22 protein-coding genes are annotated in these 25,817 nt (G+C 64.6%); 2 read left to right on the forward strand and 20 right to left on the reverse strand.

The window, feature by feature from the left end:
• Nucleotides 1-69: 69 nt before the first annotated feature.
• From DDZ17_RS05990 to smc, 10 genes are all read right to left on the reverse strand, one after another.
• Nucleotides 70-1,038, reverse strand: coding sequence for a PstS family phosphate ABC transporter substrate-binding protein (locus DDZ17_RS05990; RefSeq protein WP_116365079.1), 969 nt, complete (start codon nucleotides 1,036-1,038; stop codon nucleotides 70-72).
• Between the two features lie 99 nt (nucleotides 1,039-1,137).
• Nucleotides 1,138-2,415 carry a phosphate regulon sensor histidine kinase PhoR gene (phoR, locus tag DDZ17_RS05995; RefSeq protein ID WP_116365080.1) on the reverse strand — a complete coding sequence of 426 codons (1,278 nt, stop codon included), beginning with the start codon at nucleotides 2,413-2,415 and terminating at the stop codon, nucleotides 1,138-1,140.
• Nucleotides 2,412-3,122 (reverse strand): phosphate regulon transcriptional regulator PhoB, encoded by a 711-nt coding sequence (phoB, locus tag DDZ17_RS06000; RefSeq protein ID WP_116365081.1) that lies wholly within the window; start codon nucleotides 3,120-3,122, stop codon nucleotides 2,412-2,414. Before phoB ends, phoR begins: the two co-directional genes overlap by 4 nt.
• Nucleotides 3,123-3,286: 164 nt before the next feature.
• Nucleotides 3,287-4,339: a 2-oxoacid:ferredoxin oxidoreductase subunit beta gene (locus DDZ17_RS06005; protein WP_116365082.1), complete on the reverse strand. Its 1,053-nt coding sequence runs from the start codon at nucleotides 4,337-4,339 to the stop codon at nucleotides 3,287-3,289.
• Nucleotides 4,340-4,342: 3 nt separating this feature from the next.
• The gene (locus DDZ17_RS06010) at nucleotides 4,343-6,196 is read right to left on the reverse strand and encodes a 2-oxoacid:acceptor oxidoreductase subunit alpha (RefSeq protein ID WP_116365083.1); all 1,854 of its coding nucleotides are present in this window, start codon (nucleotides 6,194-6,196) and stop codon (nucleotides 4,343-4,345) included.
• A complete protein-coding gene (locus DDZ17_RS06015; RefSeq protein WP_116365084.1) occupies nucleotides 6,193-7,971 on the reverse strand; it encodes an FAD-dependent oxidoreductase in 1,779 nt (592 codons plus the stop codon). Before DDZ17_RS06015 ends, DDZ17_RS06010 begins: the two co-directional genes overlap by 4 nt.
• A gap of 178 nt (nucleotides 7,972-8,149) precedes the next feature.
• On the reverse strand, nucleotides 8,150-8,752 hold the full coding sequence (locus DDZ17_RS06020) for a transglycosylase SLT domain-containing protein (protein WP_116366114.1): 603 nt from the start codon (nucleotides 8,750-8,752) through the stop codon (nucleotides 8,150-8,152).
• Between the two features lie 128 nt (nucleotides 8,753-8,880).
• A complete protein-coding gene (gene ligA, locus DDZ17_RS06025) occupies nucleotides 8,881-10,917 on the reverse strand; it encodes an NAD-dependent DNA ligase LigA (RefSeq protein ID WP_241505799.1) in 2,037 nt (678 codons plus the stop codon).
• Between the two features lie 34 nt (nucleotides 10,918-10,951).
• On the reverse strand, nucleotides 10,952-12,094 hold the full coding sequence (zipA, locus tag DDZ17_RS06030) for a cell division protein ZipA (protein ID WP_241505800.1): 1,143 nt from the start codon (nucleotides 12,092-12,094) through the stop codon (nucleotides 10,952-10,954).
• Nucleotides 12,095-12,125: 31 nt separating this feature from the next.
• Complete coding sequence (gene smc, locus DDZ17_RS06035; protein WP_116365086.1) at nucleotides 12,126-15,623, reverse strand: chromosome segregation protein SMC; 3,498 nt, start codon at nucleotides 15,621-15,623, stop codon at nucleotides 12,126-12,128.
• A gap of 165 nt (nucleotides 15,624-15,788) precedes the next feature.
• On the opposite strand from smc, the gene DDZ17_RS06040 reads away from it, so the two are divergent.
• Nucleotides 15,789-16,790 carry a prenyltransferase gene (locus DDZ17_RS06040; protein ID WP_170150165.1) on the forward strand — a complete coding sequence of 334 codons (1,002 nt, stop codon included), beginning with the start codon at nucleotides 15,789-15,791 and terminating at the stop codon, nucleotides 16,788-16,790.
• Nucleotides 16,791-16,822: 32 nt separating this feature from the next.
• Here the strand turns inward: DDZ17_RS06040 and DDZ17_RS06045 are convergent, their stop codons facing one another.
• From DDZ17_RS06045 to ttcA, 10 genes are all read right to left on the reverse strand, one after another.
• Nucleotides 16,823-18,049, reverse strand: a complete 1,227-nt coding sequence (locus DDZ17_RS06045) for a tetratricopeptide repeat protein (protein WP_116365087.1) — start codon at nucleotides 18,047-18,049, stop codon at nucleotides 16,823-16,825.
• Nucleotides 18,046-18,504, reverse strand: coding sequence for a cytochrome c-type biogenesis protein CcmH (locus tag DDZ17_RS06050; protein ID WP_116365088.1), 459 nt, complete (start codon nucleotides 18,502-18,504; stop codon nucleotides 18,046-18,048). Before DDZ17_RS06050 ends, DDZ17_RS06045 begins: the two co-directional genes overlap by 4 nt.
• A complete protein-coding gene (locus tag DDZ17_RS06055) occupies nucleotides 18,501-19,061 on the reverse strand; it encodes a DsbE family thiol:disulfide interchange protein (protein WP_116365089.1) in 561 nt (186 codons plus the stop codon). The genes DDZ17_RS06050 and DDZ17_RS06055 overlap by 4 nt, the downstream gene beginning before the upstream one ends.
• Nucleotides 19,045-21,027, reverse strand: a complete 1,983-nt coding sequence (locus DDZ17_RS06060) for a heme lyase CcmF/NrfE family subunit (protein WP_116365090.1) — start codon at nucleotides 21,025-21,027, stop codon at nucleotides 19,045-19,047. The genes DDZ17_RS06055 and DDZ17_RS06060 overlap by 17 nt, the downstream gene beginning before the upstream one ends.
• Nucleotides 21,024-21,500, reverse strand: coding sequence for a cytochrome c maturation protein CcmE (gene ccmE, locus DDZ17_RS06065; protein WP_116365091.1), 477 nt, complete (start codon nucleotides 21,498-21,500; stop codon nucleotides 21,024-21,026). The genes DDZ17_RS06060 and ccmE overlap by 4 nt, the downstream gene beginning before the upstream one ends.
• The gene (ccmD, locus tag DDZ17_RS06070) at nucleotides 21,484-21,690 is read right to left on the reverse strand and encodes a heme exporter protein CcmD (protein ID WP_116365092.1); all 207 of its coding nucleotides are present in this window, start codon (nucleotides 21,688-21,690) and stop codon (nucleotides 21,484-21,486) included. The genes ccmE and ccmD overlap by 17 nt, the downstream gene beginning before the upstream one ends.
• Nucleotides 21,690-22,424 carry a heme ABC transporter permease gene (locus DDZ17_RS06075; RefSeq protein ID WP_116365093.1) on the reverse strand — a complete coding sequence of 245 codons (735 nt, stop codon included), beginning with the start codon at nucleotides 22,422-22,424 and terminating at the stop codon, nucleotides 21,690-21,692. The genes ccmD and DDZ17_RS06075 overlap by 1 nt, the downstream gene beginning before the upstream one ends.
• 80 nt (nucleotides 22,425-22,504) lie before the next feature.
• Nucleotides 22,505-23,191, reverse strand: a complete 687-nt coding sequence (ccmB, locus tag DDZ17_RS06080) for a heme exporter protein CcmB (protein ID WP_116365094.1) — start codon at nucleotides 23,189-23,191, stop codon at nucleotides 22,505-22,507.
• The gene (gene ccmA, locus DDZ17_RS06085; protein WP_241505801.1) at nucleotides 23,188-23,847 is read right to left on the reverse strand and encodes a cytochrome c biogenesis heme-transporting ATPase CcmA; all 660 of its coding nucleotides are present in this window, start codon (nucleotides 23,845-23,847) and stop codon (nucleotides 23,188-23,190) included. Before ccmA ends, ccmB begins: the two co-directional genes overlap by 4 nt.
• Nucleotides 23,847-24,689 carry a tRNA 2-thiocytidine(32) synthetase TtcA gene (ttcA, locus tag DDZ17_RS06090; protein WP_116365095.1) on the reverse strand — a complete coding sequence of 281 codons (843 nt, stop codon included), beginning with the start codon at nucleotides 24,687-24,689 and terminating at the stop codon, nucleotides 23,847-23,849. The genes ccmA and ttcA overlap by 1 nt, the downstream gene beginning before the upstream one ends.
• Before the next feature lie 134 nt (nucleotides 24,690-24,823).
• Here ttcA and DDZ17_RS06095 point away from each other — a divergent pair, with 134 nt between their 5' ends.
• Nucleotides 24,824-25,804: a malate dehydrogenase gene (locus tag DDZ17_RS06095; RefSeq protein ID WP_116365096.1), complete on the forward strand. Its 981-nt coding sequence runs from the start codon at nucleotides 24,824-24,826 to the stop codon at nucleotides 25,802-25,804.
• The last annotated feature ends 13 nt before the right edge of the window (nucleotides 25,805-25,817 follow it).

The raw sequence follows: 25,817 nt of genomic DNA on the forward strand, positions 1-25,817 counted from the left end.
ATCGCAGTGGGAATAGCAAAGTGAATGGCGAAGGGGCCGCGCCTGCGCGGCCCCTCCAGCACGCCCTGCTTACAGGCCGAGTTGTGCACTGAAGCGCTCAACCACCGCGGCCGGCAGCGGTATGTACCCGTCCTTGAGCACCACTTCCTGCCCCTGGCGCGAGAACACCAGGCGCACAAACTCTCGCTCCAGCGGCGACAGGGCCTTGTTCGGCGCCTTGTTGATGTACACATACAGGAAGCGCGACAGCGGGTAGTCGCCGGTCACGGCGTTCTCCGGGGTGGCTTCTACGGTTTGGCCGCCGGGCTTTTTGCTGAGGGGCACAGCCCGCACGCTGGAGGTTTTATAGCCGATACCCGAGTAGCCGATGCCGTTGATGGAGGTGGATACCGATTGCACCACCGATGCCGAACCCGGCTGTTCGTTGACGGTGTTCTTGAAGTCGCCCTTGCACAGCGCCTCTTCCTTGAAGTAGCCGTAGGTGCCGGATACGGAGTTGCGGCCGAACAGCTGCATGTCGCGGGAGGCCCATGCCCCCTCTAGCCCCAGGCCACCCCAGCGGCTGACATCATCGCCGCGCCCGCAGCGGCGGGTGGATGAGAAAACGGCATCCACATCGGCAATAGACATCCCGGCGATGGGGTTGTCCTTGTGCACGTACACCGCCAGGGCATCAATGGCCACCGGCACAGCGGTGGGCTTGTAGCCAAAGCGGGTCTCGAAGGCCTCGATTTCCTTGTCCTTCATTTTGCGGCTCATGGGGCCGAGGTTGGCAGTGCCTTCGGTGAGGGCGGGCGGCGCGGTGGAGGAACCGGCAGCCTGGATCTGGATGTTCACGTTAGGGTAGGCCCGCTTGAATTCCTCGGCCCACAGGGTCATCAGGTTAGCCAGGGTATCGGAGCCAATGCTGGACAGGTTGCCGGACACTCCGCTGGCCACCTGATAGTCGGGCAGCGCCGGGTCCACATCCGCGGCGGCGGGAAGTGCGTTTACCAGGCCGAGGCCAACGACGGTCAGGGCGGCTTTGATCAGTTTCATGTTCACTCCAGGGCCGTATTCGGGTGGCGCCTACGTTAATCGCCAATTGTGACAGTTTTATGACATTTCCATGTACAGGAAAAATAAGCGGGCAACGCCCTAGGCCGGCTTGAACAGCAGGGTGAACGTGCTGCCCTGGCCGGGTCGGCTGGCAATCTCCAGCCGCGCCTGGTGCGAGGCCGCCACATGCTTGACGATGGCCAGGCCAAGCCCGGTGCCCCCGGTCTGGGACGAGCGGCTGTCATCCACCCGGTAGAAGCGCTCGGTCAGCCGCGGCAGGTGGCTCTCGGCAATACCGATGCCGCGATCTTCCACCGACAGGGCCAGGCCGCCCTCCTTCGCCTGCCAGCGCACCGTCACCGGCTGCTCCTCGGCGCTGTATTTGAAGGCGTTGATCACCAGGTTGGAAATAGCGCTGTGCAGCTCGCGGTAATCCCCCAGCACCTGGCCGTTGCTGTCCAGCTGCAGGTTCAGCTGACGCCCCGGGTGGGAGGTCTGCATTTCATCCTGCAGTTCCTGCAGCAGGGCCGCCACGTCCAACCGCTCGTGCTTGGGCTGGCTTTCCACGCTCTCGATGCGCGACAGCCAGAGCAGATCCTTGAGCAGGTTTTCCATGCGCTGGGCCTGCTGGTCCATCTGCTGCAGGGGGCGCACGTAACGCGGCTCAAGCTGGCTGGCGTTGGCGAGGATGGTTTCCAGGTAGCCCTTGATGACCGTGAGCGGGGTGCGCAATTCGTGAGACACATTGCCGACAAAATCCCGCCGCATCTGCTCCAACTGGGCCATTTTGGTGATGTCGCGCACGAACACCAGGCGGTCGCCGGCGCCGAAGGGGGTCACTTCAATCTGGCAGATGCGCCGTTTGTCGCCCCCCAGCTCCAGTTGCAGCGGCTCGCTGTAGTTTTCCGCCAGAAAATACTTGTGAAAGGCCGGAATACGCAGCAGGTTCAGCAGGGCCTGGCCCCGGTCGCGTGGAAATTGCAGCCCCAGCATATGCTGGGCCGCGGTGTTGCTCCATTCAATGGCGCCACCCTTGGTGACCATGACCACCCCGTCGCGCATGGCGGCGAAGGAATCCTGCAGGTACTCCACGGTGGATTGCAGGCGGGCGTAGTTCTCCCGGTTGCGGCGCTGCAGGTGGTGAATTTCATCAAACACCTCACCCCAGATGCCCATGCCCTCGGGAGCCTGCTGCTCCGGGTCCTGCAGCCAGCGGTGAATCATCAGCAACTGGCGCAGCCAGTAGATGGTGACCGCCACCAGCGCCAGCGACACCCCCAGCCAGGGTCGGCCAAACAACCAGCCGATACCACCGCCGGCAACAATCAAAAGGCCAAGCCGCTGGAGCTCCAGCAGCCAGCCACCCGGCACTCTCACCGTGCAGCAACTCCCCGGCTGGAGAAGCGGTAGCCCGTGCCGCGCACGGTCTGAATCAGGTCGCTGTAGTCATGCTCGCCGGTTTGCAGGGCCTTGCGCAGGCGCCGGATGTGTACATCTACGGTGCGCTCTTCCACGTAGACGTTGGCGCCCCACACCTGGTCCAGCAGTTGGTTGCGGGTGTAGGCCCGTTCCGGGTGAGACATAAAAAACTGCAGCAGGTTGAACTCCGTGGGCCCCATATCCACCGGCTCGTCGGCCAGGAAGATGCGGCGGCTTTCGCCGTCCAGCACCAGGTCGGCCACCTGGATGCGATCTTCATCGTCGCCACCGGCCACCCGGCGCAGCAGGGCCTTGATGCGGGCAATCAGTTCCCGCGGGGCAAAGGGTTTGGTGATGTAGTCATCAGCGCCCACATCCAGCCCCTGGATCACATTATCCTCTGCGGTTTTGGCGGTGAGCATGATAACGGGAATGTCCTTGGTGGTGTCATTGCGCTTGAGGCGGCGCAGCAACTCCAGCCCGCTGCCCCCCGGCAGCATCCAGTCCAGCAGAACGATGTCGGGACGGTCATCCACTACGCGGGTGAAGGCCTCGTGGATATTCTCCGCTTCCAGGCAGCGAAACTCGGCGATTTCCAGCGCCATACGCAGCATGTCGCGAATGGCGAATTCATCGTCGACGATCAGCACCTTGCGTTCATTCATTGGTCATACATCCCTGATAGCTCCCGAGTGAGGAGCCTATTAGATGATGGAATTATGACAATGTTATGACAGCCCCGGCAATTGCGCGGCACGGGGCACCCACACGGGTGAAAATCGGCCCGGGCGGTGCTCCCTGGTTGCAGGTGCCTGGTTGCCGGTGCCTGCTAACGCAGGCTGGCGTTGATGTTCTGCAACACCTTGTCGCCGGGGCACAGGTCTTCCTCGGCCAGGGTGTTCAGCGGCCGGCGACTGGTTTCCAGCACCTCGTGCAGGTCGCGGGAGTCCTTGTCCATGTAGATCAGGCCGGTGAGAATCTGGCCGGAACTGCGATAGCGCTCCAGCGCCATCATGGCCGAGCTGCGACAGAAGGGATCGAGCTCCTCCGACAGCTTGTGCAGGTGCAGCACCGAGCCGTCGTGCATGGTGACCTCCTGGCTCTGCCCCGGCGGGTAGCTGGTGGTGATCTCCTCGCGCATGGGTACAAAATCCACCGTGCCGGTGGCCGCCGCGTGCTCGCGCACAAACTCATAGCTCTTGGTGGAGGCGGTGTTGTTGTTGAAGGTCACACACGGCGAAACCACATCGATCAGGGCAAAGCCCCGATGGCTCATCGCCGCCTTGATCAGCGGCACCAGCTGCTCCTTGTCGCCGGAGAAGGAGCGCGCCACAAAGGTGGCGCCAAGCTGCAGCGCCAGGCCCGGCAGGTCGATGGCGCCAAAGGGATTGGGGTCGCCCTTCTTGCTGGCGGAGCCCTCGTCGGCGGTGGCCGAATCCTGCCCCTTGGTGAGGCCGTAGCAACCGTTGTTCATGACGATGTAAACCATGTTCAGGTTGCGGCGAATGGCGTGGGTAAACTGCCCCATGCCGATGGAGGCGGTGTCGCCATCCCCGGAGACGCCGAGATACAGCAGGTCGCGGTTGGCCATGGCGGCACCGGTGACCACCGAGGGCATGCGCCCGTGCACCGAATTAAAGCCGTGGGATTTACCCAGGAAATAGGTCGGCGACTTCGACGAGCAGCCAATGCCGGATAGTTTGGCGATTTTGTGGGGCTCCAGTGACAGCTCGTGGCAGGCGCGCACGATAGAGCCGGAAATGGAGTCGTGCCCACAGCCAGCGCAAAGGGTGGAAATGGAGCCTTCGTAATCGGCGCGGGTATAGCCCAGCTCGTTGCGCGGCAGTTCGGGGTGGCGGAACTTGGGTACCTGATAACTCATTGCTTATTCTCCATTGCCAACAACGCGCTCGCGGCGCAGCGGGGTCACATTGTGACCGGGCATCTGCATCAGGATCTGCTTGCGGATATTGCGGGCGCTGATGGGCGTGCCGTCGAAGCACAGTACCGACTTGAGTTTGTCCGGCCCCAGCTCAAACTCCGCCATCAGCAGGGTGCGCAACTGGGCGTCGCGGTTTTGCTCGATCACAAACACCCGCTCGTGCTCGTGCAGGAAGGCCTCCACCTCGTCGTTGAAGGGGAAGGCGCGCACGCGCATGGCATTCACGTGAATGCCATCCTCGGCCAGGTAATCCATAGCCTCGCGGGACGACTCTTCACTGGTGCCGTAGTACAGCAGTGCGGTGTCGGTGGCCTGCTTGCTGCGCACCACCTCGGGCTTGGGAACGTATTCCTTGATGGTCTCCCACTTGGCCATCAACCGGTGCATGTTCTTCTCGTACTCCTCACCGCGCTCGGTGTACACGGCGTACTCGTCGCGACTGGTGCCACGGGTAAAGAAGGCGCCCTTCTCCGGGTGGGTGCCCGGATAGGTGCGATAGCAGATGGCGTCGCCGTCCACATCCAGGTAGCGACCGTAGCGCTCGATCTTGTCCAGATCTTCTGCCGACAGCACCTTGCCGCGGTCGTACCTGCGCTCGTCATCCCAGTGCAGGGGCTCGGACATATTATCGTTCATGCCAAGGTCGAGGTCGGTCATGAGGATGATCGGCGTCTGCAGACGCTCGGCGAGGTCGAAGGACGCCGCCCCCATGTCGAAGCACTCCTTGGGCGTTGCCGGAAACAGCAGCACCTGCTTGGTATCGCCGTGGGAGGCGTAAGCCGCCGACAGCACGTCGGACTGCTGGGTGCGGGTGGGCATGCCAGTGGAGGGGCCTGCCCGCTGCACATCAAACAGCACAGTGGGTATCTCGGCGAAATAGGCCAGGCCCAGGAATTCGCTCATCAATGACAGGCCGGGGCCGCTGGTGGCGGTAAAGGCGCGGGCGCCGTTCCAGCTGGCGCCAATCACCATGCCCATGGCGGCCAGCTCATCCTCGGCCTGAACGATGGCGTAATTGCGCGCGCCCGTGCCCGGGTCGATGCGCAGGCGCTTGGCGTATTTTTCAAAGGCATCCACCACCGAGGTAGACGGCGTGATCGGGTACCAGGCCGCCACGGTGGCGCCGCCGTAGATGGCGCCAAGCCCAAGGGCCGTGTTGCCATCCAGCAGGATTTTATCCCCCACCTGGTCGCTGGCGCGCACGGTGATGCCGATGGGGCACTGCAGGTTGGACTTCACATACTGGTGGCCCAGCTCCAGCGCGTGAATGTTCGGCAGCACCAGTTTTTCCTTGCCCTTGAACTGGTCACCCACCAGCTGGGTGAGCACGGCAAAATCCATGTCCAGCAGGGCCGCCAGGGCGCCGACGTAAATCACGTTCTTGAACAGTTGGCGCTGGCGCGGATCGTCGTACTGCTCATTGCAGATACGGGTCAGCGGCAGGCCGATGATGTTCACGTCATTGCGAATCAGGCGCAGGTCCAGGGGCTTGGTGTCGTCGTAGATAAAGTAACCGCCCGGCTCCACCTCTTTGATGTCCTGGGGCATGCTCTGGGGGTTGACCGACACCATGATGTCCACGCCGCCGCGCCGGCCCAGGTAGCCCTTCTCGCTCACCCGCACTTCGTACCAGGTGGGCAGGCCCTGAATGTTGGAGGGAAAGATGTTCTTCGGGCTGACCGGCAGGCCCATGCGGAACAGGGCCTTGGCAAACAGGTTGTTGGCGCTGGCGGAGCCGGTGCCATTGACGTTGGCGAACTTGATGACGAATTCGTTGACTGCTTCGAGAGACTTCATGCCGCCTGCCCCGCTTTGCTGACGTTGTACAGGAACTTCTGCATATCCCAGGCCGTGGTGGGGCAGCGCTCGGCGCACAGGCCGCAGTGCAGGCAGACGTTTTCATCCTTGACCATCACCCGGGTTGTCGGAAGAGCCTCCGACACGTAGAGATCCTGGGCCAGGTTGCCGGCCGGGGCACTCAGGCGCCCGCGCAGTTCCTGCTCATCGCCATTGGCGGTAAAGCTGATGCAGTCCGTGGGGCAGATATCCACGCAGGCGTCGCACTCAATACAGCGGCTTTCCTCGAACACCGTTTGCACGTCGCAATTCAGGCAGCGCTCGGCTTCTTTGAAGCCCATTTCCTGGTCGAAGCCCAGTTCCACCTCCACCTTGCGATCGCCCAGGGCCTTCTCCAGCGGCGCCAGCGGCACGATGTAACGCTCGTCGTTCTCCACGGCGTTGTCGTAGCTCCACTCGTGAATGCCCATTTTCTGGCTGATGAGGTTGGTGCGCGGCGCGGGGCGATCCTGCACCGATTCACCGCGGCAGAACAGGTCGATGCTCACCGCCGCCTGGTGGCCGTGGGCCACGGCGGTGATAACGTTCTCCGGGCCAAAGGCGGCATCGCCACCGAAGAAGATCTTCGGATTGGTGGACTGGAAGCTTGTCTCATCCACCACCGGCATATCCCACTTGTCAAAATCAATGCCGAGGTCGCGCTCAATCCACGGGAAGGCGTTTTCCTGGCCGATGGCCATCAGCACATCGTCCGCCTCCATGAACACCCAGTCCTCACCGGTGGGCACCAGGCTGCGCTTGCCGTTGTCGTCGTACTTGGCCTCCACCTTCTCGAACAGCATGCCCTTGAGCTTGCCGTCCTCGATGACAAATTCCTTCGGCGTGTGGTTGTCGTAGATGGGAATGCCCTCGTGCATGGCATCCTCTTTTTCCCACGGCGATGCCTTCATGTCGGCAAAGGGGCTGCGCACCACCACGCGCACATCCTCTCCGCCAAGGCGCTTGGAGGTGCGGCAGCAATCCATGGCGGTATTGCCACCGCCCAGCACCAGCACCTTTTTGCCGATGCTGTCGATGTGCTCAAAGGCCACGCTGGACAGCCAGTCGATACCGACGTGCACGGCATCCCCCGCCTCGGCCAGGCCCGGCAATTCGAGCCCCTTGCCACGCGGCGCGCCGGTGCCGACAAAAATGGCATCGTAGCCTTTGTCGATGATGGATTGCATGCTGGTGACTTCGATGTCGAAGAAAGTCGTCACCCCCATGTCGAGGATGAAGTTCACCTCTTCGTCCAGCACCTGGATGGGCAGGCGGAAGGAGGGAATCTGGCTGCGCATCATGCCGCCACCGGCAATCTGGTTGTCGTAGATGTCGATGCTGTAGCCCAGCGGCATCAAATCGCGAGCCACGGTGAGGGAGGCAGGCCCGGCGCCGATGCAGGCAATGCGCTTGCCGTTTTTCTGCTCCGGGATGGCGGGCATGCGATCGCGCACCTCGCCCTTGTTGTCGGCGGCCACCCGTTTCAGGCGGCAGATAGCCACCGGCTCCTTTTCTATCCTGCCCCGCCGGCAGGCGGGTTCACAGGGGCGATCACAGGTGCGGCCCAGCACACCGGGAAACACGTTGGATTCCCAGTTGATCATGTAGGCTTCGGTGTAACGCCGGGCGGCGATCAGGCGAATATATTCGGGTACCGGGGTGTGGGCTGGACAGGCGTACTGGCAGTCCACCACCTTGTGAAAGTACTCCGGGTTCTTTACATCGGTCGGTTCCACAGCAGCGACTTACTCCCGCGCGGGTACAGGGCCCCGCGTCTATTATTTAGGTCTTTGGAGTTTGTCACAGCTGCCGGGGCTTTTCACCCGCCGCACTCATTCAATTACATGAAAATGCTGTAACGGCGCGGGTTTGGCGCGGCGCGGGCGGCATATTAAACCGCGCCGGCAGGTGGCTTTAAAAGATGCCGAAGAACCAGCCGTCGTCCTGCAGGTCTTCCTCGCAGGTGGCCAGCTGCGCGCTATAACTGGCGGCGCGCCGGGAAACTTTTTTAGCCACGTTTTGCAACCAGGCCTTGCTGCGATAGGTGCCGCGGTTATAACCGCCGTGCCCCTCGTGATAAGCCAGATACAGGCGGTAGGTATCGGCGCGATTGATGCCGCTGCGCTTGTAGGACTGGTAGTTGTACCAGCCGATGAAGTCGATGGCGTCGCCAAAGTCGTCGCGGTCGGCGCCGTAGCGGCCGGCGTCGCGCTTGTAGCTCTTCCAGGTGGAGCCCAGCGCCTGGCTGTAGCCGAAGGAGTCCGACGGCCGCGGGCCCGGGATGAAACCGAGGATTTTTTTGCGCGGCGGCTTGGCCCGCGCCACAAAGCGGGACTCCTGGTGCATGATGGCCATCATCACCGGAATCGGACTGCCCCACTCCTTGCGTGCGTCTTCCGCCTCTTCGTACCAGTCGTCCTTCTCGTAGAAAATACTGCAGATGTTGTCCACGTTGCGGGGCGTGGACGCACAGCCGCCGAGCAGCGCCAGCACACAACAGGCCAGGCTGAGCCGCAGCGGGGCAGCACCGGACAGGCTAAAGCCAGCGGGGCTAAAACCCGGCAAACGAAAGCTTGAACGACGCACGCAAAACAGTCGCAACTGGCGAAACGGGAGAAAACCAAACAGACAACAACGAAACAGGCTCAAAGGGTGACTCCATGTTCGGCCAGTAGCGCGACAAAGGCCGCCTCGTCGATAACATCAATACCCAGCTGCTCTGCCTTGGCGAGCTTGGAACCGGCACCGGGGCCCGCCACCACGCAGTGGGTTTTGGCCGACACGCTGCCCGCTACTTTTGCGCCCAGCGCCTGCAGGTGGGCCTTGGCGTCGCTGCGGCCCATGGCTTGCAGGCTGCCGGTCACCACCCAGGTCTGCCCGTCCAGCGGCAGGGTTTGTGCGGCCACCACTTCCACATCCGGCCAGTGCACGCCGGCCGCCCGCAACTGCTCGACCACGCCCATCAGCCCGGCGTCGTCGAAGAACTGGCGCAGGTGGTCGGCCACCACCGGGCCCACATCCGGCACCGCCAGCAAGGCCTCTTCGGAGGCCGCCGACAGGGCTTCCCAGCTGCCAAAGTGGCGCGCCAGGTTGCGCGCGGTGGCCTCGCCCACCTCGCGAATGCCCAGGGCGAAAATAAAACGCTCCAGGGTGGTGTGCTTGCTGGCCTCCAGAGCCTTCAAGAGCTTGTCGGCGGATTTTTCGCCCATGCGCTCCAGGTTGGTCAGCTGGGTTTTCTCAAGGTGGAACAGGCCCGCGGCGTTATCCACCAGTTGCTGATCCACCAACTGCTCAATGAGCTTGTCGCCGAGGCCGTCGATATCCATGGCGCGGCGCGACACAAAATGCCGCAGGGCCGCCTTCTGCTGGGCGCCGCATACCAGCCCGCCCATGCAGCGCAGCACCGCCTCGTCGGGCTCGCGCTCAAGCGCCGAGCCACACACCGGGCAGGCGCTGGGGAACACCACCGCCCTGGCATCGTCCGGGCGTTCGGCCTGTACCACCGACACCACCTGGGGAATCACATCCCCGGCCCGGCGCACGATCACGCTATCGCCCACCATCACACCCAGGCGTTCGATCTCGTCACTGTTGTGCAGGGTGGCGTTGCTCACGGTGACCCCGCCCACAAAGACCGGCTCCAGCCGCGCCACCGGCGTAACGGCGCCGGTGCGGCCCACCTGGAATTCCACCGCCAGCAGGCGGGTGACTTCCTCCTGGGCGGGAAACTTGCGGGCAATGGCCCAGCGCGGGGCCCGGGACACCGCGCCCAGTTGTTCCTGCAGGGCCAGCTCGTTCACTTTGTAAACGATACCGTCGATGTCGTAGGGCAAGGCGTCGCGGCGCTGGGCGAGTTCGTCGTAGTAGGCATCGCAGGCGGCAAAGCCGCGCACCACTTTTGACTCAGGATTGATGCGCAGGCCCCACTGGTGCAGTTGCTCGAGGATGTCCGACTGCCGCTCGGGCAACGCGCCCCCTTGGTAAAGCCCCACGCTGTAGCAGCACATTTGCAACGGGCGCTCGGCGGTCAGGCGGGCATCCAGCTGGCGCAGGGTGCCGGCGGCGGCATTGCGCGGGTTGACGAAGGTCTTCTCGCCCTTCTCCCGGGCGCGGGCATTCAGCGCTTCAAAGCCAGCCTTGGGCAGGTAGATTTCGCCACGCACCTCCAGTACCTGTGGGTAGCCACTGCCCCGCAGGCGCAGGGGCACCGACTGGATGGTGCGCACGTTGTGGGTAATGTCTTCGCCGGTGGTGCCATCGCCGCGAGTGGCGCCGCGCTCCAGCACGCCGTCACGGTACAGCAGGCTGACGGCAATCCCGTCCAGCTTGGGTTCGCAGGCAAATTCCAACTCGGTATCGGGCGCCAGCTTCAGGCGCTCCAGTACCCGGCGATTAAAATCCTCAAGCTCGTCGGCATTGAAGGCGTTGTCCAGCGACAGCATGGGGAGTTCGTGGCGCACCTGGGTAAAGCCCGCCAGGGGCTCACCACCAACGCGCTGGCTGGGTGAATCCGGGCGCAGCAGCGCCGGGTGCTGGGTTTCCAGCTCCACCAGCTGGCGCATGGCGCGGTCGTACTCGGCATCCGGCACACTGGGGTCATCAAGCACGTAGTACTGGTAGTTCCACTGCTCGAGCTGCTCTCGCAGGCGGGCCGCTTCCTGCTCGGGGCTTGCTGCTGTCACGCCTGCGTCTTCCCGGACTTGCCTGCCAGCAAAGTCAGCGCGCCTTGGCCAGCAGGCGGCGCTCGAGATCGCGAATCTGCTGGCGGGCGTGTTCCAGGGTCTGGCGGGTGAGTACGCTGCGGGTTTCGTCCAGCACATCGCCCTTCAGGTTGCGGGCCACCGCCTGGGCGGTCTCCAGCATGTAGTCGTAGGCCTTCATCATGTCGTCGGGGCCCGGCAGGGTGACGAAGAACACCAGCCCCTTGGTGGTGAAGTCATCCATGCGATCGATGTCGAACACGCCGGGTTGCAGCATGTTGGCCACGCTGAACTGGATGGGGCCCTTGCCGGTATCGTGCTCGTGACGGTGGAAGAAGCTCATGTCGCCAAAGCGCAGGCCACAGGCCAGCAGGATCTGCATGATGTCATCGCCGCGAAAGCCCTGCGGATCGCGCGCCACCACATTCAGCATGAAGACCTCGGAGGCCACATCGCGGGGCAGCTGGGCGCGGGTCTGGCCGCCCATCGCCGGTTCCGGCTTCGGCTCCGCTTCCAGGGCGTCCAGCCAGTCGAGGTTTTCCGGTTCGTCGCTGCTGCTCATGCCGCTGAACAGCTCCACATCGTCCTCGTCGCGGCTGGATGGGCGGGAACGGGGCGCTGTTTCGGATTCTGCCTGCCGGGGCGCTGGTGACTGGCGCTGTTGTTGAGACGATTGCTGTGGCGGCGCTTGTTTCAGCGCCGGTTCCGACCCGGCCACGGCGCGTGCAGGCTGTGCGGTTTGGCGCGGCGGCACGGGCTCTGACAGCGGTGCGGCTCCTGCGGCTTCATCCAGCGGGTCTTCAGCGACGGCTGCCGGCTCAATGGGAGCCTGGGCCGCCCGCGGTTCGGGGGCGGACTCGCCCATCGCTTCGTCACCGATCTCGTCGTCAGTCTCAGGGCTCGCGTCGTACTCATCGTCCCGTCCGGCATCGCGATCCACCACTCTCGCACCGCCGTTAGGCAATTCTTTCAGCCAGGCCAGGTCGATATCGCGGGCGCTGCGCCCGTCCTCTTCACCCTCGTCGCCCGATGCGGACAGTTTCATACGCACCGGCGCGCGCCGGTCCTGATAGATTCGTCGCCAGGCATCGGCCAGCACTGCCAGAATCAGCAGCGTCCCGATGATGACCATCCAGTCCCGAATCGTTAAGTCCGCCATATCACTCGCGCCCGTTCTGACTCGATCTCAATTAACTTGCGGCCAGCTCGGCCGCCTCTTCCACGTCTACCGTCACCAGCCGGGATACGCCCGGCTCGTGCATGGTGACGCCCATCAACTGATCCGCCAGTTCCATGGAGATCTTGTTGTGGGTGATGTAAATGAACTGCACCTTCTCGGACATCTCCTTCACCATGCGCGCATAGCGGCCAACGTTGGCGTCGTCCAGCGGCGCGTCCACCTCGTCCAGCATACAGAAAGGCGCCGGATTAAGCTGGAAAATGGAGAACACCAGCGCGATGGCGGTGAGTGCCTTTTCGCCACCGGAGAGCAGGTGAATGGTGCTGTTTTTCTTGCCCGGGGGCCGCGCCATGATGGAGATGCCGGTGTCGAGCAGGTCGTCGCCGGTCAGTTCAAGGTAGGCGCTGCCGCCGCCGAAGACGCGCGGGAACAATTCCTGCAGGCCGCTGTTCACCTTGTCGAAGGTGTCGCGGAAGCGGTTGCGGGTTTCCTTGTCGATCTTGCGGATGGCCGACTCAAGGGTTTCCAGCGCGGTGTGCAGGTCTTCGTTCTGGGCATCCAGGTAGTTCTTGCGCTCGGACTGCAGGCTGTACTCGTCGATGGCGGCGAGGTTGATCGGCCCCAGCCGGGCGATACGGTTGGCCACCCGCTCCAACGAGCGCTGCCACTCGTCTTCGTTGGCGCCCTCGGGCATGGTGTCCAGCACCTGCTGCACGTCGTGTTCGTTTTCGGTGAGCTGGCGCTGGATGTTTTCGCGCTGCACCTGCAGGCCCTGGTGCTTGAGCCGCAACTGCTCCAGCTCACTGCGCACGGCCTGGGCGCGCTGCTCGATGGCGCCGCGCTGCTGCTCGGCCTGGCGCAGGGCGTGCTCCACTTCCGCCATCGCCTGGCGGGCCTCGGTGAGCTCGCCCTCGGATTGCAGGCGCAATTCCAGCTGGGCATCCAGCTCTTCCTGCAGGGCATCCAGCGGGTTGTCGGATTCGTTGAGGCCGGCTTCCAGCACCTGCCGGCGCTCCTGCAACTGGGCCACCTGGCTGCGGGTGCGCTCGATGGTCTGGCGCACGGCGTTGAGCTGGGTATCCAGTGACTGCGAGCGCATGGCGGCCTGGTGGGCGGCGTCCTTGTCGTGGCGCGCCTTCTGGCGCACTGCATCCAGGTTGCTGCGGGTTTCATCGCGGGTAGACAGCAGGGCCTCGCGCTCGCGGGAATCGGTCTCCATCCGCTCGATGGCTTCAGACAGAATCTGCCGCGCCTCGGCGACGGATTCCTGCTCCTGGGCAAACTGAGCCCGGGCCTCTTCTATATCGGCCTGCAGGCGCTCGCGGCGGGCGGTGATCTGCTCCACCTTGGCCCGGTGCGCCGACAGCTGGGCACTGTATTCGGCGTGCTGGCGGGTAGCCGCCTGCAGCTCGCGCTGGCCCTGCTGGCGCTGCTCTTCCAGCTGGCGAATCTGCTCCCGGGCGCCCTGCTGCTCGGCTTCAAGGGAGGCAATGTCACCGGCCAGCTGCTCGACCTCCGCCGCCAGGCTTTCCAGCTCCTGCTGGCGCTGGATGACACCGCCCTGCTGGTCGCTGAGCCGGGTGACCCGCACCCAGTTGGGGCCGAGCCAGATACCATCGCGCGTAATCAGCGATTCACCGGCGGCCAGCCCGGCGCGCAGGCCGAGGGCGGCGGGCAAATCCTGCGCCACTTTTACGCCGGCCAGCAGGCTGCCGGCCAGGCCGCCGTTACGCACTTTGGCGGCCAGCGCGTCGCTGGCCGGTGCCGGCGCGGGGCCGTCCTGCACCAGGGTCAGCTGGCCTTTTTCGAGGGCGGCAAGGCGATCGCCAAAACCGGCCAGGTCGTCGACACACACCGCCTGCAGATCGGCACCCAGCACGGTTTCCACCGCCAGCTGCCAACCTTCTTCAACGTCGAGTTTCTCCAGCAGGCGGGGGCGGTCACTCAGCTGGGCATCGCGCAGCCAGTCGCCGACGGCCTGGTCGCTGTCTTCCATGGCCGCCTGCTGCAGTGCTTCCAGCGAGGCCAGCCGGCCGCGCTTTTGCTGCAGTGTGGAGCGCAGCTGGTCCAGCTCCGCGCCCAGGGATTCGGTGCGCTCGCGGTGGCCGCCCAGGTCATCAACCAGCGATTCCCCGCGCTGCTCCAGCTCGGCCATCACCATCTCGGTTTCCGCCAGCTGCTCGCCGAGGGCTTCTATCTCGTCGTCCGCTGGGCCGGAGGCCAGGTTCTCGCGCTCCTGCTCCAGCTGGCCGATACGGTTCTGCAGGCGCTGCATGGCCTGCTCCAGGTGCTGGATGCGCGATTGCTGCACCTCGGCCTGCTGGCGCGGCTCGGCGGCGTGCTGGTTAAAGTCGTCCCAGCGCTGCTGCCAGGCGTGCATGGCCTCTTCCGCCAGCAGCAGGGCCTCGGCGGAGCCCTCTTCCACCGCTTGCAGCATCTCCAGATCCGGCGCCAGGGTCTCGCGCTCGGCCTCCCAGGCTTGCAGCTTGCGGCTGTCTTCGCCCAGGTGGGTTTCGGATTCGGCCAGGCTGGCGAGGGTCTGACTCAGGTCGTCCTGCAGCTGGCGCCCGCGCTCCTGCTGGTGCTTGATGGTCTGCTCGATACGGGCCACTTCCGAGCCAAGGGCGTAGTAATTGGCCTGCACCTTGTTGAAGGCGTCGTTGCGGTCGGTGTGCTCCAGCCGGTGCTGCTCGATGGCGGTGTCCACCTGCTGGTGCTCGGCGTGCACCGACTCCAGCTTGACCTCCAGCTCGGCAATCGCCTGGCTGGCGCTGCGCACCTGAACATCCAGCTCGCGCCACTGCAGGGCCTGAAGCTGTGCCTTCAGTGTGCGCTCTTCCTCTTTGAATTCGCTGTACTTTTCCGCTGCCTGGGCCTGGCGCTGCAGGTGCTGAAGCTGGCGCTCCAGTTCGTCCCGCAGGTCGGTGAGGCGCTCCAGGTTCTCCAGCGTGCGGCGCATCCGGCTCTCGGTTTCCTTGCGCCGCTCCTTGTATTTGGAGATGCCCGCGGCCTCTTCAATAAACACCCGCAGCTCTTCCGGCTTGGATTCGATCAGCCGGGAAATCATGCCCTGCTCAATAATGGCGTAGCTGCGCGGCCCAAGGCCGGTGCCAAGGAAGATGTCGGTGATGTCGCGGCGGCGGCACTTGGTGCCGTTGAGGAAGTACTCCGACTGGCCCTCGCGGGTCACCAGGCGCTTGATGGAGATTTCGGCGTAACTGGCGTATTCGCCGCCGACGCCGCCATCGCTGTTGTCGAACACCAGTTCGATGGACGCCTGCCCCACTGGCTGGCGGTTGACCGAGCCGTTGAAGATCACGTCAGTCATGGATTCGCCGCGCAGGTTCTTGGCGGAAGACTCCCCCATCACCCAGCGCACGGCGTCGATAACATTGGATTTGCCGCAGCCATTGGGGCCGACAACTGCGCACATATTGCTGGGGAAGCTGACGGTTGTCGGGTCGACAAAGGACTTGAAACCGGCCAGCTTGATGGACTTGAGTCTCATATGACCTTAACTAACTTTCGCACCCTGCTGTTTTATAAGGTTTTATCCCGAAAGGGAACGGATTTTCAGCGACCCCGGAACACTACATCTAGTGTATCGGACTTAATTCGGTAACACTATGCCCGCAGCCCATAAATCCCTAAAACAGCCCCCCTCCGGAGCCCGATGCCAAACCTGCAGATGTGGGGCCGCGCCCTCACCCACATGCCCAAGCTCAGCGCCCAGCAATGGCAGGCACTGGACCCGCTGGCGCGCTGGCTGCTGGCCTGCCGCGCCTCGGTGCTGTTCATGACCCTGGCCGCGGCGGCCCTGGGCGGCCTGCTGGCCTGGCGCGACGGGCGCTTCGACACCCTGCCCTGGCTGCTGTGCACCCTCGGGCTGTTGCTGGCCCACGCCACCAACAACCTGCTGAACGACTACAGTGACAGCCGCCGCGGCATCGACCGCGACAACGACTACCGCAAACAGTACGGCGTGCACATTCTGGAAGATGGCCTGGTGAGCCAGGCCGGCTTCTGGCGTTACCTGGCGCCCACCGGCCTGCTGGCGCTGGCACTGGGGCTGTGGCTGGTGGCGCTGCGGGGCGAGGTGACCCTGCACCTGATGCTGGCCGGTGCCTTCTTTGTGCTTTTTTATACCTGGCCGCTGAAGTACTACGGGCTGGGCGAGCCGGCGGTGCTGCTGGTGTGGGGCCCCCTGATGGTGGGTGGCAGCTACTATATCGCCAGCGGCCAGTGGAGCTGGCCGGTTACCACCCTGAGCATGGTGTTTGCCCTGGGGCCAACGGCTGTGCTGTTTGGCAAGCACATCGACAAAATGCCAGCCGACCGCGCCAAGGGGGTCAACACCCTGCCGGTGCTGCTGGGGGATGGGCTGGCACGCGCATGCACCCGCGCCCTGCTGCTGTGCCAGTATCTGCTGTGCCTGGCGCTGGTGTGGCAGGACGAATTTGGCTGGCCGCTGTTACTGGTGCTGGCCTGCCTGCCGCGCCTGCTGGCCCTGTGGCCCCGCTTCGGCGCGCCCAAACCCGACCAGCGGCCGGCCAACTATCCACACGAGGCCTGGCCGCTGTGGTTTTCCGCCTGGGCCTTCCGGCACACGCGGCTGTTTTCGAGTCTGTTTTTGGCTGGGGTCATGATCGATACTGCCCTGCAACGCTGGCCATGACGCAAACGCTTTAATCTTTGGGGCTTGGCCCCCTAGCCCTGCCGCGGGCTCAGCACGACCTCTACCACTTCATCCACGTTGGCGCTGGGCGCCAGGGGGCCACCGCGCCCCAGCCAGCTGGCGCTGGCTTCACCGGGCTGGCCACTGGGTGAAACCTGCACTACCACCACGACCTTCTCGGTCTGGGACAGCTTCTGGCCGGCCATGGAGCTGCTGTCATCCAGGCGCAGGGTCATCGGCAACTGGGCGGCCCGCAGGCGCTGCACGGCAATGGGCATGCGGCTGCCGCTGTCGGGGTTGCGGGCCAGCACGAACACGGTGTCATCCGGGTCAAGCTCGGCCCCTTCCGGCAGGGAGACACGCACGGTCACACCTTCGCCCACGCCCGCACCCGGCGCGGGTTCAGCGGCAGCCAGGCCGGCTTCACTGGTAGCACTCTCGGCGCCGGATTCGCCCAGCTTTTGCCGCGCCTGCTCGATAACGCCGGCAATCATGCGGTCGCTGTCGGACCCCGGCTGTTCGGTGGCGCGCAGGCGCTCCCAGTACTGGATGGCAGCCCGGTACTGGCCCTGCTCGAAGGACACCATGCCCAGCAGGCCGAGGGCGGTACGCTGGTGGGGGTTGATGGCCAGGGAGGCCTCCGCCAGACGCTGGGATTCGTCATCCAGCACTCGGCCGGCGGCGAGATAGCGGGCCTGGGCGGCGTAGGCCAGGGCGTAGGCGTCGCCGGGGGCGGCATCGGCCATCACGCTGTAGGTGTCGGCGGCCTGGGTGTACTCCTCCTGCCCCATGTAGTAGCGGCCGAGCAGCGCTTTGTAATGCAGGTTGTCCGGGCGCTGGGCCGAGCGCGCCTCCACCGCCGACATCACCGCATAGACCTCGGTGGCCGAGGCCGATTCATCCAGTTGCTGCAGGCGCTGGTTGAGCACCACATCCGGGGCGGCGCCAAGCAGGTAATACAGCCCGAAAGCGGCTACCGCCACCACCGGCAACAGCAACCAGCCGGGGAAGCGCTGGCTTTCGGCCCTCACGCTGGTTTTGGCGTTGGCGCGGGCCTGTTCTTCTTCCAGCAGGCGCAGGCGGGCGTCGTCGTCCAGGGCGTCGTCCCCGCCCTCGGCCAGCTCCTGCTGGCGCAGGCGGTACCATTCGAAGTTGGCGCGCTCCAAGGCCTCGGCGCCGCTGCCGCGACGGGAGGGAAACAGGTAAAACAGGCCGCTGAGCAGGACCAGTCCCGCACAGGCCAGAATAAAGGTGGTCAAGCGTCTTGCTCCCGCTCCAGCATTTCCTGCAGCTTGCGCTGCTCTTCTTCGGTCAGGGCCCGGCTGTCGGCATCGCGCCGGGAGCGCAGCACCGCCAGCGCCACCACAATCCCCACCGCCAGCAGCAGCACCGGCGCCAACCACAGGATCAGGGTGGCCCCGCCCATCTCGGGGCGATAGCGCACAAACTCACCGTAGCGGGCCACCATGTAGTCGAGAATCTCGGCATCCGTCGCGCCGGACTCCAGCTGTTGATACAGCTGCTTGCGCAGATCCTGGGCGATGGGTGCGTTGGAGTCGGCGATGTTCTGGTTCTGGCACTTGGGGCAGCGCAGCTCCTGGCTCAGGGCGTGGTAGCGCGCCTCCAGTTCCGGCGAGCTGAACTCGTAGGTTTCGATCACCGCCCCGGCGGCCAGCACCCAGCACCCGAGCAGCAGTGCGATCATCCTTTTCATGGCCCGGCCTCCGCCAGTGCGGGCGGCAGTTCGCCGCCGATCTCCGCATAAATGGCCGCCAGCTTGCTGCGCCAAACCCGCTCGTCGATCACCCCCACATGGCGGTAGCGAATGACGCCCTCGGCATCGACAAAGTAGGTTTCCGGCGCGCCGTAAACGCCGAGGTCAAGGCCGAGATTGCCATCGGCATCAACAATATTGACGCTGTAGGGGTTGCCGAGATCGGCCAGCCAGCGCTGCGCGGCGGCGTCATCGTCCTTGTAGTTCACACCGACGATGTGAATGCCAGCCTCGGTCAACTGGTTGAGGTAGGGGTGCTCCACCCGGCAGGAGATGCACCAGGTGGCCCAGATGTTGACCAGGCTCACCTTGCCGAGCAGCAGGCTGCGGTCCAGCGTTTCACCGCTTTCCAGGGCCGGCAGGGAGAACACCGGAAAGGGCTTGTCGATGAGGGCCGAGGGCATGGCCCGCGGGTCCAGTGACAGGCCCCGGAACAGGAACAGGGCGAGTACCGCAAACAGGATCAGCGGCAGGAAGAGTTTAAGCCTGGGCGCCATGGGCTACCTCCCCTGCGCCAGCTGCCCGCGCCGCCCGCTGGCGGCGGTAGCGTTTGTCCATCACGGTGACAAAACCGCCCACCGCCATGAAGATGGCGCCGAGCCACATCCAGCGCACCATGGGCTTGTAATGCAGGCGAATCGCCCAGGCACCGCCCTGCCCCACCGGCTCGCCCATGGCGACGTAAAGGTCGCGGAACAGGCCGGCGTCGATGGCGGCCTCGGTCATAATCTGGTTGCTGGCCAGATAGCGCCGCTTCTGGGGCGCCAGCCGGGCCACTTCCTCGCCATTGCGGGACACCACAAAGCGGGCCTCGTCGGCCAGGTAATTGGGGCCGCGGAAATTGGCCAACTCCACAAATTCAAAGCGGTAGCCGGCCAGCGTTTCTGCCTGGCCAACCTCCATTTTCAGGTCGCGCTCGATGCTGTACTGGCTGGTGGCCACCACCCCCACCACACAGGCGGCAAAACCCAGGTGAGCCAGCACCATGCCCCAGTAGCTGGCCGGCGTGCGGCGCAGGCCACGGGCCAGGGTTGGCGCGGCGCGCAGGCGGAACCACACATCCCGCAGCAGGCCCAGCAACAGCCAGCCCGCCAGCACCAGCGCCAACGCCACCCACAGGTTGTACTCGCCGTGCAGCAGCGGCAGGGTCAGGCCACAGGCCAGGGCGGCCAGGGTCGGCAACAGCAGCTCGGCCTTCCAGCGCTGGGCGCTGTCGCGCTTCCAGCGGGACACCGGCCCCAGGCCCATGAAGGGCACCAGCAGGGCCATCAGCGGCACAAATACGGCGTTGAAATACGGCGGGCCCACCGAGTACTTGCCCTGCCCCAGGGCGTCCATCAGCAACGGGAACAAGGTGCCGAACAGCACAGTAAGGGTGGCCACCAGAAACACTACGTTGTTCACCAGCAGCAGGGTTTCCCGCGACAGCCAGGCAAAACTCACCCGGCTGTTCACCGCCGGCGCGCGCAGGGCGTACAGGGTCAGGGAGCCACCCACCACAATGGCCAGGAACACCAGAATGAACAGCCCGCGGGCCGGGTCGGTGGCAAAGGCGTGCACCGAGGTCAGCACCCCGGAGCGCACCAGAAACGTGCCCAGCAGGCTCAGGGAGAAGGCGAAGATGGCCAGCAGCACCGTCCAGCTTTTGAACAGGCCGCGCTTTTCGGTCACCGCCAGCGAATGCAGCAGGGCGGTGCCCGCCAGCCAGGGCATGAAGGAGGCGTTTTCGACCGGGTCCCAGAACCACCAGCCGCCCCAGCCCAGCTCATAATAGGCCCACCAGCTGCCGAGCATGATACCCAGCGTCAGAAAGGCCCAAGCGATGTTGGTCCAGGGCCTCGACCAGCGCGCCCAACTCGCATCCAGGCGCCCGCCCAGCAGGGCCGCGATGGCAAAGGCAAAGGCCACCGAAAAGCCCACATAGCCCATGTACAACAGCGGCGGGTGAATGATCAGGCCCGGGTCCTGCAGCAGGGGGTTCAAGTCCTGGCCGTCTGCCGGGGTGCCGGGAATCAGCCGGGCGAAGGGGTTGGAGGTGAGCAGGGAGAAGGACAGAAAACCCACCGCCACAAAGCCCATCACCGCCAGCACCCGCGACAACACCAGCAGCGGCAGTTCCCGGCTGAAGAGAGCCACCGCCGCCGTCCACACCGCGAGAATGAGCACCCACAGCAGCAGGGAGCCCTCGTGGTTGCCCCACACGGCGGAGAATTTATAGATGGGCGGCAGCAGGCTGTTGGAGTTGTTGGCCACCACCTCGACCGAGAAGTCGTCCTGCAAAAAAGCGGTGGTCAGGCACACAAACGCGATGCCGGTAAACACCAGCAGGCCCATGGCCAGCCCCGGCGCCAGCGCCATGGCGCCGGTGTTGCGCCGCCAGGCGCCCCACAGGGGCACGGTGGCCAGCAGCACCGCCAGGCACAGGGCAATAATGAGGGCAAAGTGCCCGAACTCTGGAATCATTCGCCCTGCCCCTTGCCCGCCTTATCCGCGTTACCCGCGCCCATTTGCGCCCTGGATTTTTCCAGCGCGTCGGCGACTTCCGGCGGCATGTAGTTTTCATCGTGCTTGGCCAGCACTTCGGTGGCCTGCAGCACGCCGTTTTCGTCCAGCACCCCGGCGGCAACGGCGCCCTGCCCCTCGTCGAACAGGTCCGGCAGAATGCCCTCGTACACTATCGGCACGCTGGCCTGGTAGTCCGTTACCTCAAAGCGCACCCGCAGGCTGTTGTCGCTGCGCTGCACACTGCCATCCACCACCATGCCGCCCACCCGGATCGGCTGGCCGACGGGCGCCTTGCCGGCGGCCACTTCCGCCGGCGGGAAGAACAGGTTGATATTGCCGCGCAAGGCGTAGGCCATAAGGCCGATGGCGGCGCTGGAAAACAGCACCACACACAGCACCACAATCAGCCGCTGTTTACGTACGGGATGCATAGCCACCCTCCCCGGCAGCCGCCTCGCGGCGGCGAATGTCACCGGCCAGTTCGCGGCGCAGGCGGCGCGCGCGCAGCACCGGCGATACCAGCAGTGTCAACAGAACAAGCGCCGTAATGGCGTAGGCGCCCCAGACGAAGGGGCCGTGACCCTCCATCGCCAGGGCGGCATGCAGGGAATCGAAGTACATCAGGCTCCCACCAGTTTGCGCACCCAGCCGGTGCGGGATTCGCGGCGCAGGATTTCCAGCCGCATATTCATCAACAGGGCACAGGTAAACAGTGCGTAAAAACTGCCGATCATCAGCAGCAGCGGGTACAGCATACTCGGGTCGATGCTGGATTCGCCGGTAAATTTGATGGAGGCCGGCTGGTGCAGGCTGTACCACCAGTCCACCGACTTGTAGATGATGGGAATGTTCACGGTGCCCACCAGGGTCAGCACGGCGCAGGCCTTGCCGGCGGCCTCTTTGTTGTCAAAGGCCTCATAGAGGGCAATCACCCCCAGATAGAGGAAGAGCAGAATCAGCATGGAGGTAATGCGCGCATCCCACACCCACCAAGTACCCCAGGTGGGCTTGCCCCAGATGGCCCCGGTAACCAGGGCGATAAAGGTCAGCGCCGCGCCCACTGGCGCGCAGGACTTCATCGCCACGTCGGCCATCTTCATTTTCCAGATCAGGCTGATGGCGCCGGCGAAGGCCATCACGTAGTAGCCCGCCAGGGCCACCACCGCCGAGGGCACGTGGATATAGATGATGCGATAGCTGTTGCCCTGGCGAAAATCCGGAGCGGTGAACAGCAGCCCCCACACGGCGCCCACCGCCAGCGCGATGAGCGTCAATGGCAACAGCCAACGCAGGATGCTACCGGTAATGCGGTACAGCCACGGCGGTGAGCCCAGTTTGTGAAAGAAAGACCACATAGCGGCGGCATTATACTCCGTGACCGGGGGCCAACAACCGCGCCCTGTCAGTGTTGATGGGAAGGGTGTTTGGCGCGGCCTCAGGCATCGATGCTGATCCGCAGGGCGGCGCTGATGGCCAGTGGCGCCAGCGCCACCGACAGGCACAGCATGGCACCCAGAATGGCCAGGTGCGACGCGGCGGGCATGCCACCGACCACCGCCTGCACCGCGGCGCTGCCGAAAATCAGCACCGGCATATAAAAGGGCAGAATGAGCAGGGCAATCAACATGCCGCCCCGCTTCAACCCCACTGTCAGGGCGGCGCCGATGCCGCCCACCAGGCTGAGCACCGCGGTGCCCAGCAGCAAGCTGGCCACCAGCGTTGGCACCGCCGCCCCCGGCAGGCCCAGCATCAGGGCAAACAGCGGCGACAGCACAGCCAGCAGCAGCCCCGTTACCAGCCACTGGGCCAGTACATAGGCCAGCACCGACAGGTACAGCGGCTGCGGCGACAGCAGCAGTTGCTCCAGGCTGCCGTCTTCAAAATCACCGCGAAACAGGTTGTCGGCAGTCAGCAGGTTGGCCAGCAGGGCAATGATCCACAGAATGCCGGGGGCAAAGCCGGCCAGCGCGGCCGGGGCCGGGCCAAGGCCCAGCGGGAACAGGGCCACCACCATGGCAAAAAACAGCAGGGGGTTGCCGATATCCACCGGCCGCCGCAGGGCCAGCACCAACTGGCGGCGCAGCAGGCGGCCGCAAAAGGCCAGCAGCCCTGGCGCACTCACGTGTGTGCGCCCTCGCTCAAGCCCTCTTTCAAACCCGCGCGCAGGTCGAGCCGGGCCACCGGGTAACTGACCGACAGGCGCTGGTGGGAGGTAAGCACCACCGCCCCGCCCTGCTGCGCATGGCGCACCAGCAGAGCCTCCAGCGCCGCCACGCCGTCGCGGTCGATGGCGGTAAAGGGTTCGTCCAGCAGCCACAGTGGCGAGCGCGACAGGTAGAGGCGCGCCAGGTTCACCCGCCGGTGCTGCCCCGCCGACAGGGTGTGACTGGGCACGTCTTCGTAGCCGTACAGGCCCACCTGGGCCAGGGCGGTGTCGATTTCATCCGCGCGGTAGCTGCCCTCGCCGGCAATGTGCCAGGCCAGGTTTTCCCGCGGGCTCAACATGGCCTTGACGGCGCTGTGATGGCCCAGGTACAGCAGCGGCGCAGCGCGTTCCACCTGGCCGCTAAAACCGTAGCGGGACAGGCCGGCCAGAATGCGCAACAGGCTGGTTTTGCCGGCACCATTGGCGCCCTCCACCTGCAGCAGGTGGCCGGGGCGCACGGCGAAAGACAGATCGCAAAACAGCTCGCGGCCGCCGCGCTCCAGCCCCAGCCCCCGCGCCTGCAACAGGGAGCCGGCGGCCACTGCCGCGCCACTGTGGCCGGCAACCGACACTAGAGGTTGACGACCCGGATGCCGGGAAGGTGGAGGTCGCTGTCGACCTCGGCGCGCAGATTGCTGAAGTCGAACAGGCCTGTATCCGCCAGCTGCGACGGCGCCACATTGCGAATGGCGCCAAAAATGGTTTCGGTGCGCCCCGGGTACTGGCGCTCCCAGTCGGCCAGCATCTGCTTGACCTGCTGGCGCTGGAGGTTTTCCTGCGACCCGCAGAGGTTACAGGGAATGATGGGAAAGGCCTTGTAATCGGCGTAGGCCGCCAGATCCTTCTCTTTACAGTAGGCCAGCGGGCGAATCACCACGTTTTTGCCGTCGTCGCTGAGCAGCTTGGGCGGCATGGCCTTGAGGGACCCCTGGAAGAACATGTTGAGGAACAGGGTTTCGACAATATCGTCCCGGTGGTGGCCAAGGGCGATTTTGTTGGCGCCGATGTCCTGGGCAAAGCCATACAGGCTGCCCCGGCGCAGGCGCGAACACAGCCCGCAGGTGGTTTTGCCCTCCGGCACCACCTCGCGCACGATGCTGTAGGTGTCCTTCTCCAGGATGTAATAAGGAATGCCAAGCTGCTCCAGGTAGGCCGGCAGCACCTCCTCGGGGAAGCCGGGCTGCTTCTGGTCCAGGTTGACCGCAATCAGCTCGAAGTTGACCGGCGCGCTCTGCTTGAGGTTCATCAGCACATCCAGCATGCCGTAGGAGTCCTTGCCGCCAGACAAGCACACCATCACCCGGTCGCCGTCCTCGATCATGTTGTAGTCGACAATGGCGTTGCCGACGTTGCGGCGCAGGCGCTTTTGCAGCTTGTTGAACTCGGTTTTTTCCTTGCGGGAAAGTTCGCGCATGGGGAGCGGTTTCATGTCGTTGATTCGCGGCGCATTTTACAGGGGGCTGCTTGTTTTTTCATCCATTTCCCCGGAGAATGAGCGCCCCGATTTTCCCCACATACCCCCCAACCGACTACTGAGGACGCCTCTCCATGAAAGCACCTGTTCGAGTCACCGTCACTGGCGCCGCGGGCCAGATCGGCTACGCCCTGCTGTTTCGCATTGCTTCCGGCGCCATGCTGGGCGACGACCAGCCCGTGATCCTGCAACTGCTGGACATCACCCCCGCCATGGAAGCCCTTGAGGGCGTGCGCATGGAACTGGATGACTGCGCCTTCCCGTTGCTGGCCGGCATCACCTGCTCCGACGACCCGAACGTGGCCTTCAAAGACGCCGACTACGCCCTGCTGGTAGGCGCCCGCCCCCGCGGCCCCGGCATGGAGCGCAAGGACCTGCTGGAAGCCAACGCCGCCATCTTCTCGGTGCAGGGCAAGGCCATCAACGACAACGCCAGCAAGAACATCAAAGTGCTGGTGGTGGGCAACCCGGCCAACACCAACGCCCTGATCACCCAGCGCAACGCGCCGGACATCGACCCGCGCAACTTCACCGCGATGACCCGCCTGGATCACAACCGCGCCATGACCCAGATTGCCCAGAAAACCGGCAAGACTGTCAACGACGTGACCAACATGACCATCTGGGGCAACCACAGCGCCACCCAGTACCCCGACCTGTTCAACGCCAAGGTAAGCGGCGAGAAGGCCATCGACCTGGTTGACCAGAGCTGGTACGAGGCCGACTTTATCCCCACCGTGCAGCAGCGCGGCGCCGCCATCATCAAGGCCCGCGGTGCTTCCTCCGCCGCCTCTGCCGCCAACGCCGCCATCGACCACATGCGCTCCTGGGCGCTGGGCACCGACGGTGACGACTGGGTCTCCATGGGCGTGTACTCCGATGGCTCCTACGGCATTGCCGAAGGCCTGATCTACTCCTTCCCCTGCCGTTGCAAGGGCGGTGACTGGGAGATCGTTCAGGGCGCGGAGATCGGCGAGTTCAGCCAGGCCAAAATGAAGGCCACCGAAACCGAACTGGCCGAAGAGCGCGACGCGGTACAACACCTGCTGCCCTGAGCCGCAGGCACCG

The sequence above is a fragment of the Parahaliea mediterranea genome, assembly GCF_003402235.1.
Classification (GTDB): Bacteria; Pseudomonadota; Gammaproteobacteria; order Pseudomonadales; family Halieaceae; genus Parahaliea; species Parahaliea mediterranea.

Excerpts from the sequence above, each read along its gene's own strand:
- DDZ17_RS06095 (WP_116365096.1), top strand. The coding sequence starts at position 24,824 with ATGAAAGCACCTGTTCGAGTCACCGTCACTGGCGCCGCGGGCCAGATC.
- DDZ17_RS06060 (WP_116365090.1), bottom strand. The coding sequence starts at position 21,027 with ATGATTCCAGAGTTCGGGCACTTTGCCCTCATTATTGCCCTGTGCCTG.
- ccmD (WP_116365092.1), bottom strand. The coding sequence starts at position 21,690 with ATGTACTTCGATTCCCTGCATGCCGCCCTGGCGATGGAGGGTCACGGC.
- ccmE (WP_116365091.1), bottom strand. The coding sequence starts at position 21,500 with ATGCATCCCGTACGTAAACAGCGGCTGATTGTGGTGCTGTGTGTGGTG.
- DDZ17_RS05990 (WP_116365079.1), bottom strand. The coding sequence starts at position 1,038 with ATGAAACTGATCAAAGCCGCCCTGACCGTCGTTGGCCTCGGCCTGGTA.
- DDZ17_RS06055 (WP_116365089.1), bottom strand. The coding sequence starts at position 19,061 with ATGGCGCCCAGGCTTAAACTCTTCCTGCCGCTGATCCTGTTTGCGGTA.
- DDZ17_RS06040 (WP_170150165.1), top strand. The coding sequence starts at position 15,789 with ATGCCAAACCTGCAGATGTGGGGCCGCGCCCTCACCCACATGCCCAAG.
- DDZ17_RS06075 (WP_116365093.1), bottom strand. The coding sequence starts at position 22,424 with ATGTGGTCTTTCTTTCACAAACTGGGCTCACCGCCGTGGCTGTACCGC.
- smc (WP_116365086.1), bottom strand. The coding sequence starts at position 15,623 with ATGAGACTCAAGTCCATCAAGCTGGCCGGTTTCAAGTCCTTTGTCGAC.
- DDZ17_RS06050 (WP_116365088.1), bottom strand. The coding sequence starts at position 18,504 with ATGAAAAGGATGATCGCACTGCTGCTCGGGTGCTGGGTGCTGGCCGCC.
- DDZ17_RS06005 (WP_116365082.1), bottom strand. The coding sequence starts at position 4,339 with ATGAGTTATCAGGTACCCAAGTTCCGCCACCCCGAACTGCCGCGCAAC.
- zipA (WP_241505800.1), bottom strand. The coding sequence starts at position 12,094 with ATGGCGGACTTAACGATTCGGGACTGGATGGTCATCATCGGGACGCTG.
- phoB (WP_116365081.1), bottom strand. The coding sequence starts at position 3,122 with ATGAATGAACGCAAGGTGCTGATCGTCGACGATGAATTCGCCATTCGC.
- ttcA (WP_116365095.1), bottom strand. The coding sequence starts at position 24,689 with ATGCGCGAACTTTCCCGCAAGGAAAAAACCGAGTTCAACAAGCTGCAA.
- DDZ17_RS06010 (WP_116365083.1), bottom strand. The coding sequence starts at position 6,196 with ATGAAGTCTCTCGAAGCAGTCAACGAATTCGTCATCAAGTTCGCCAAC.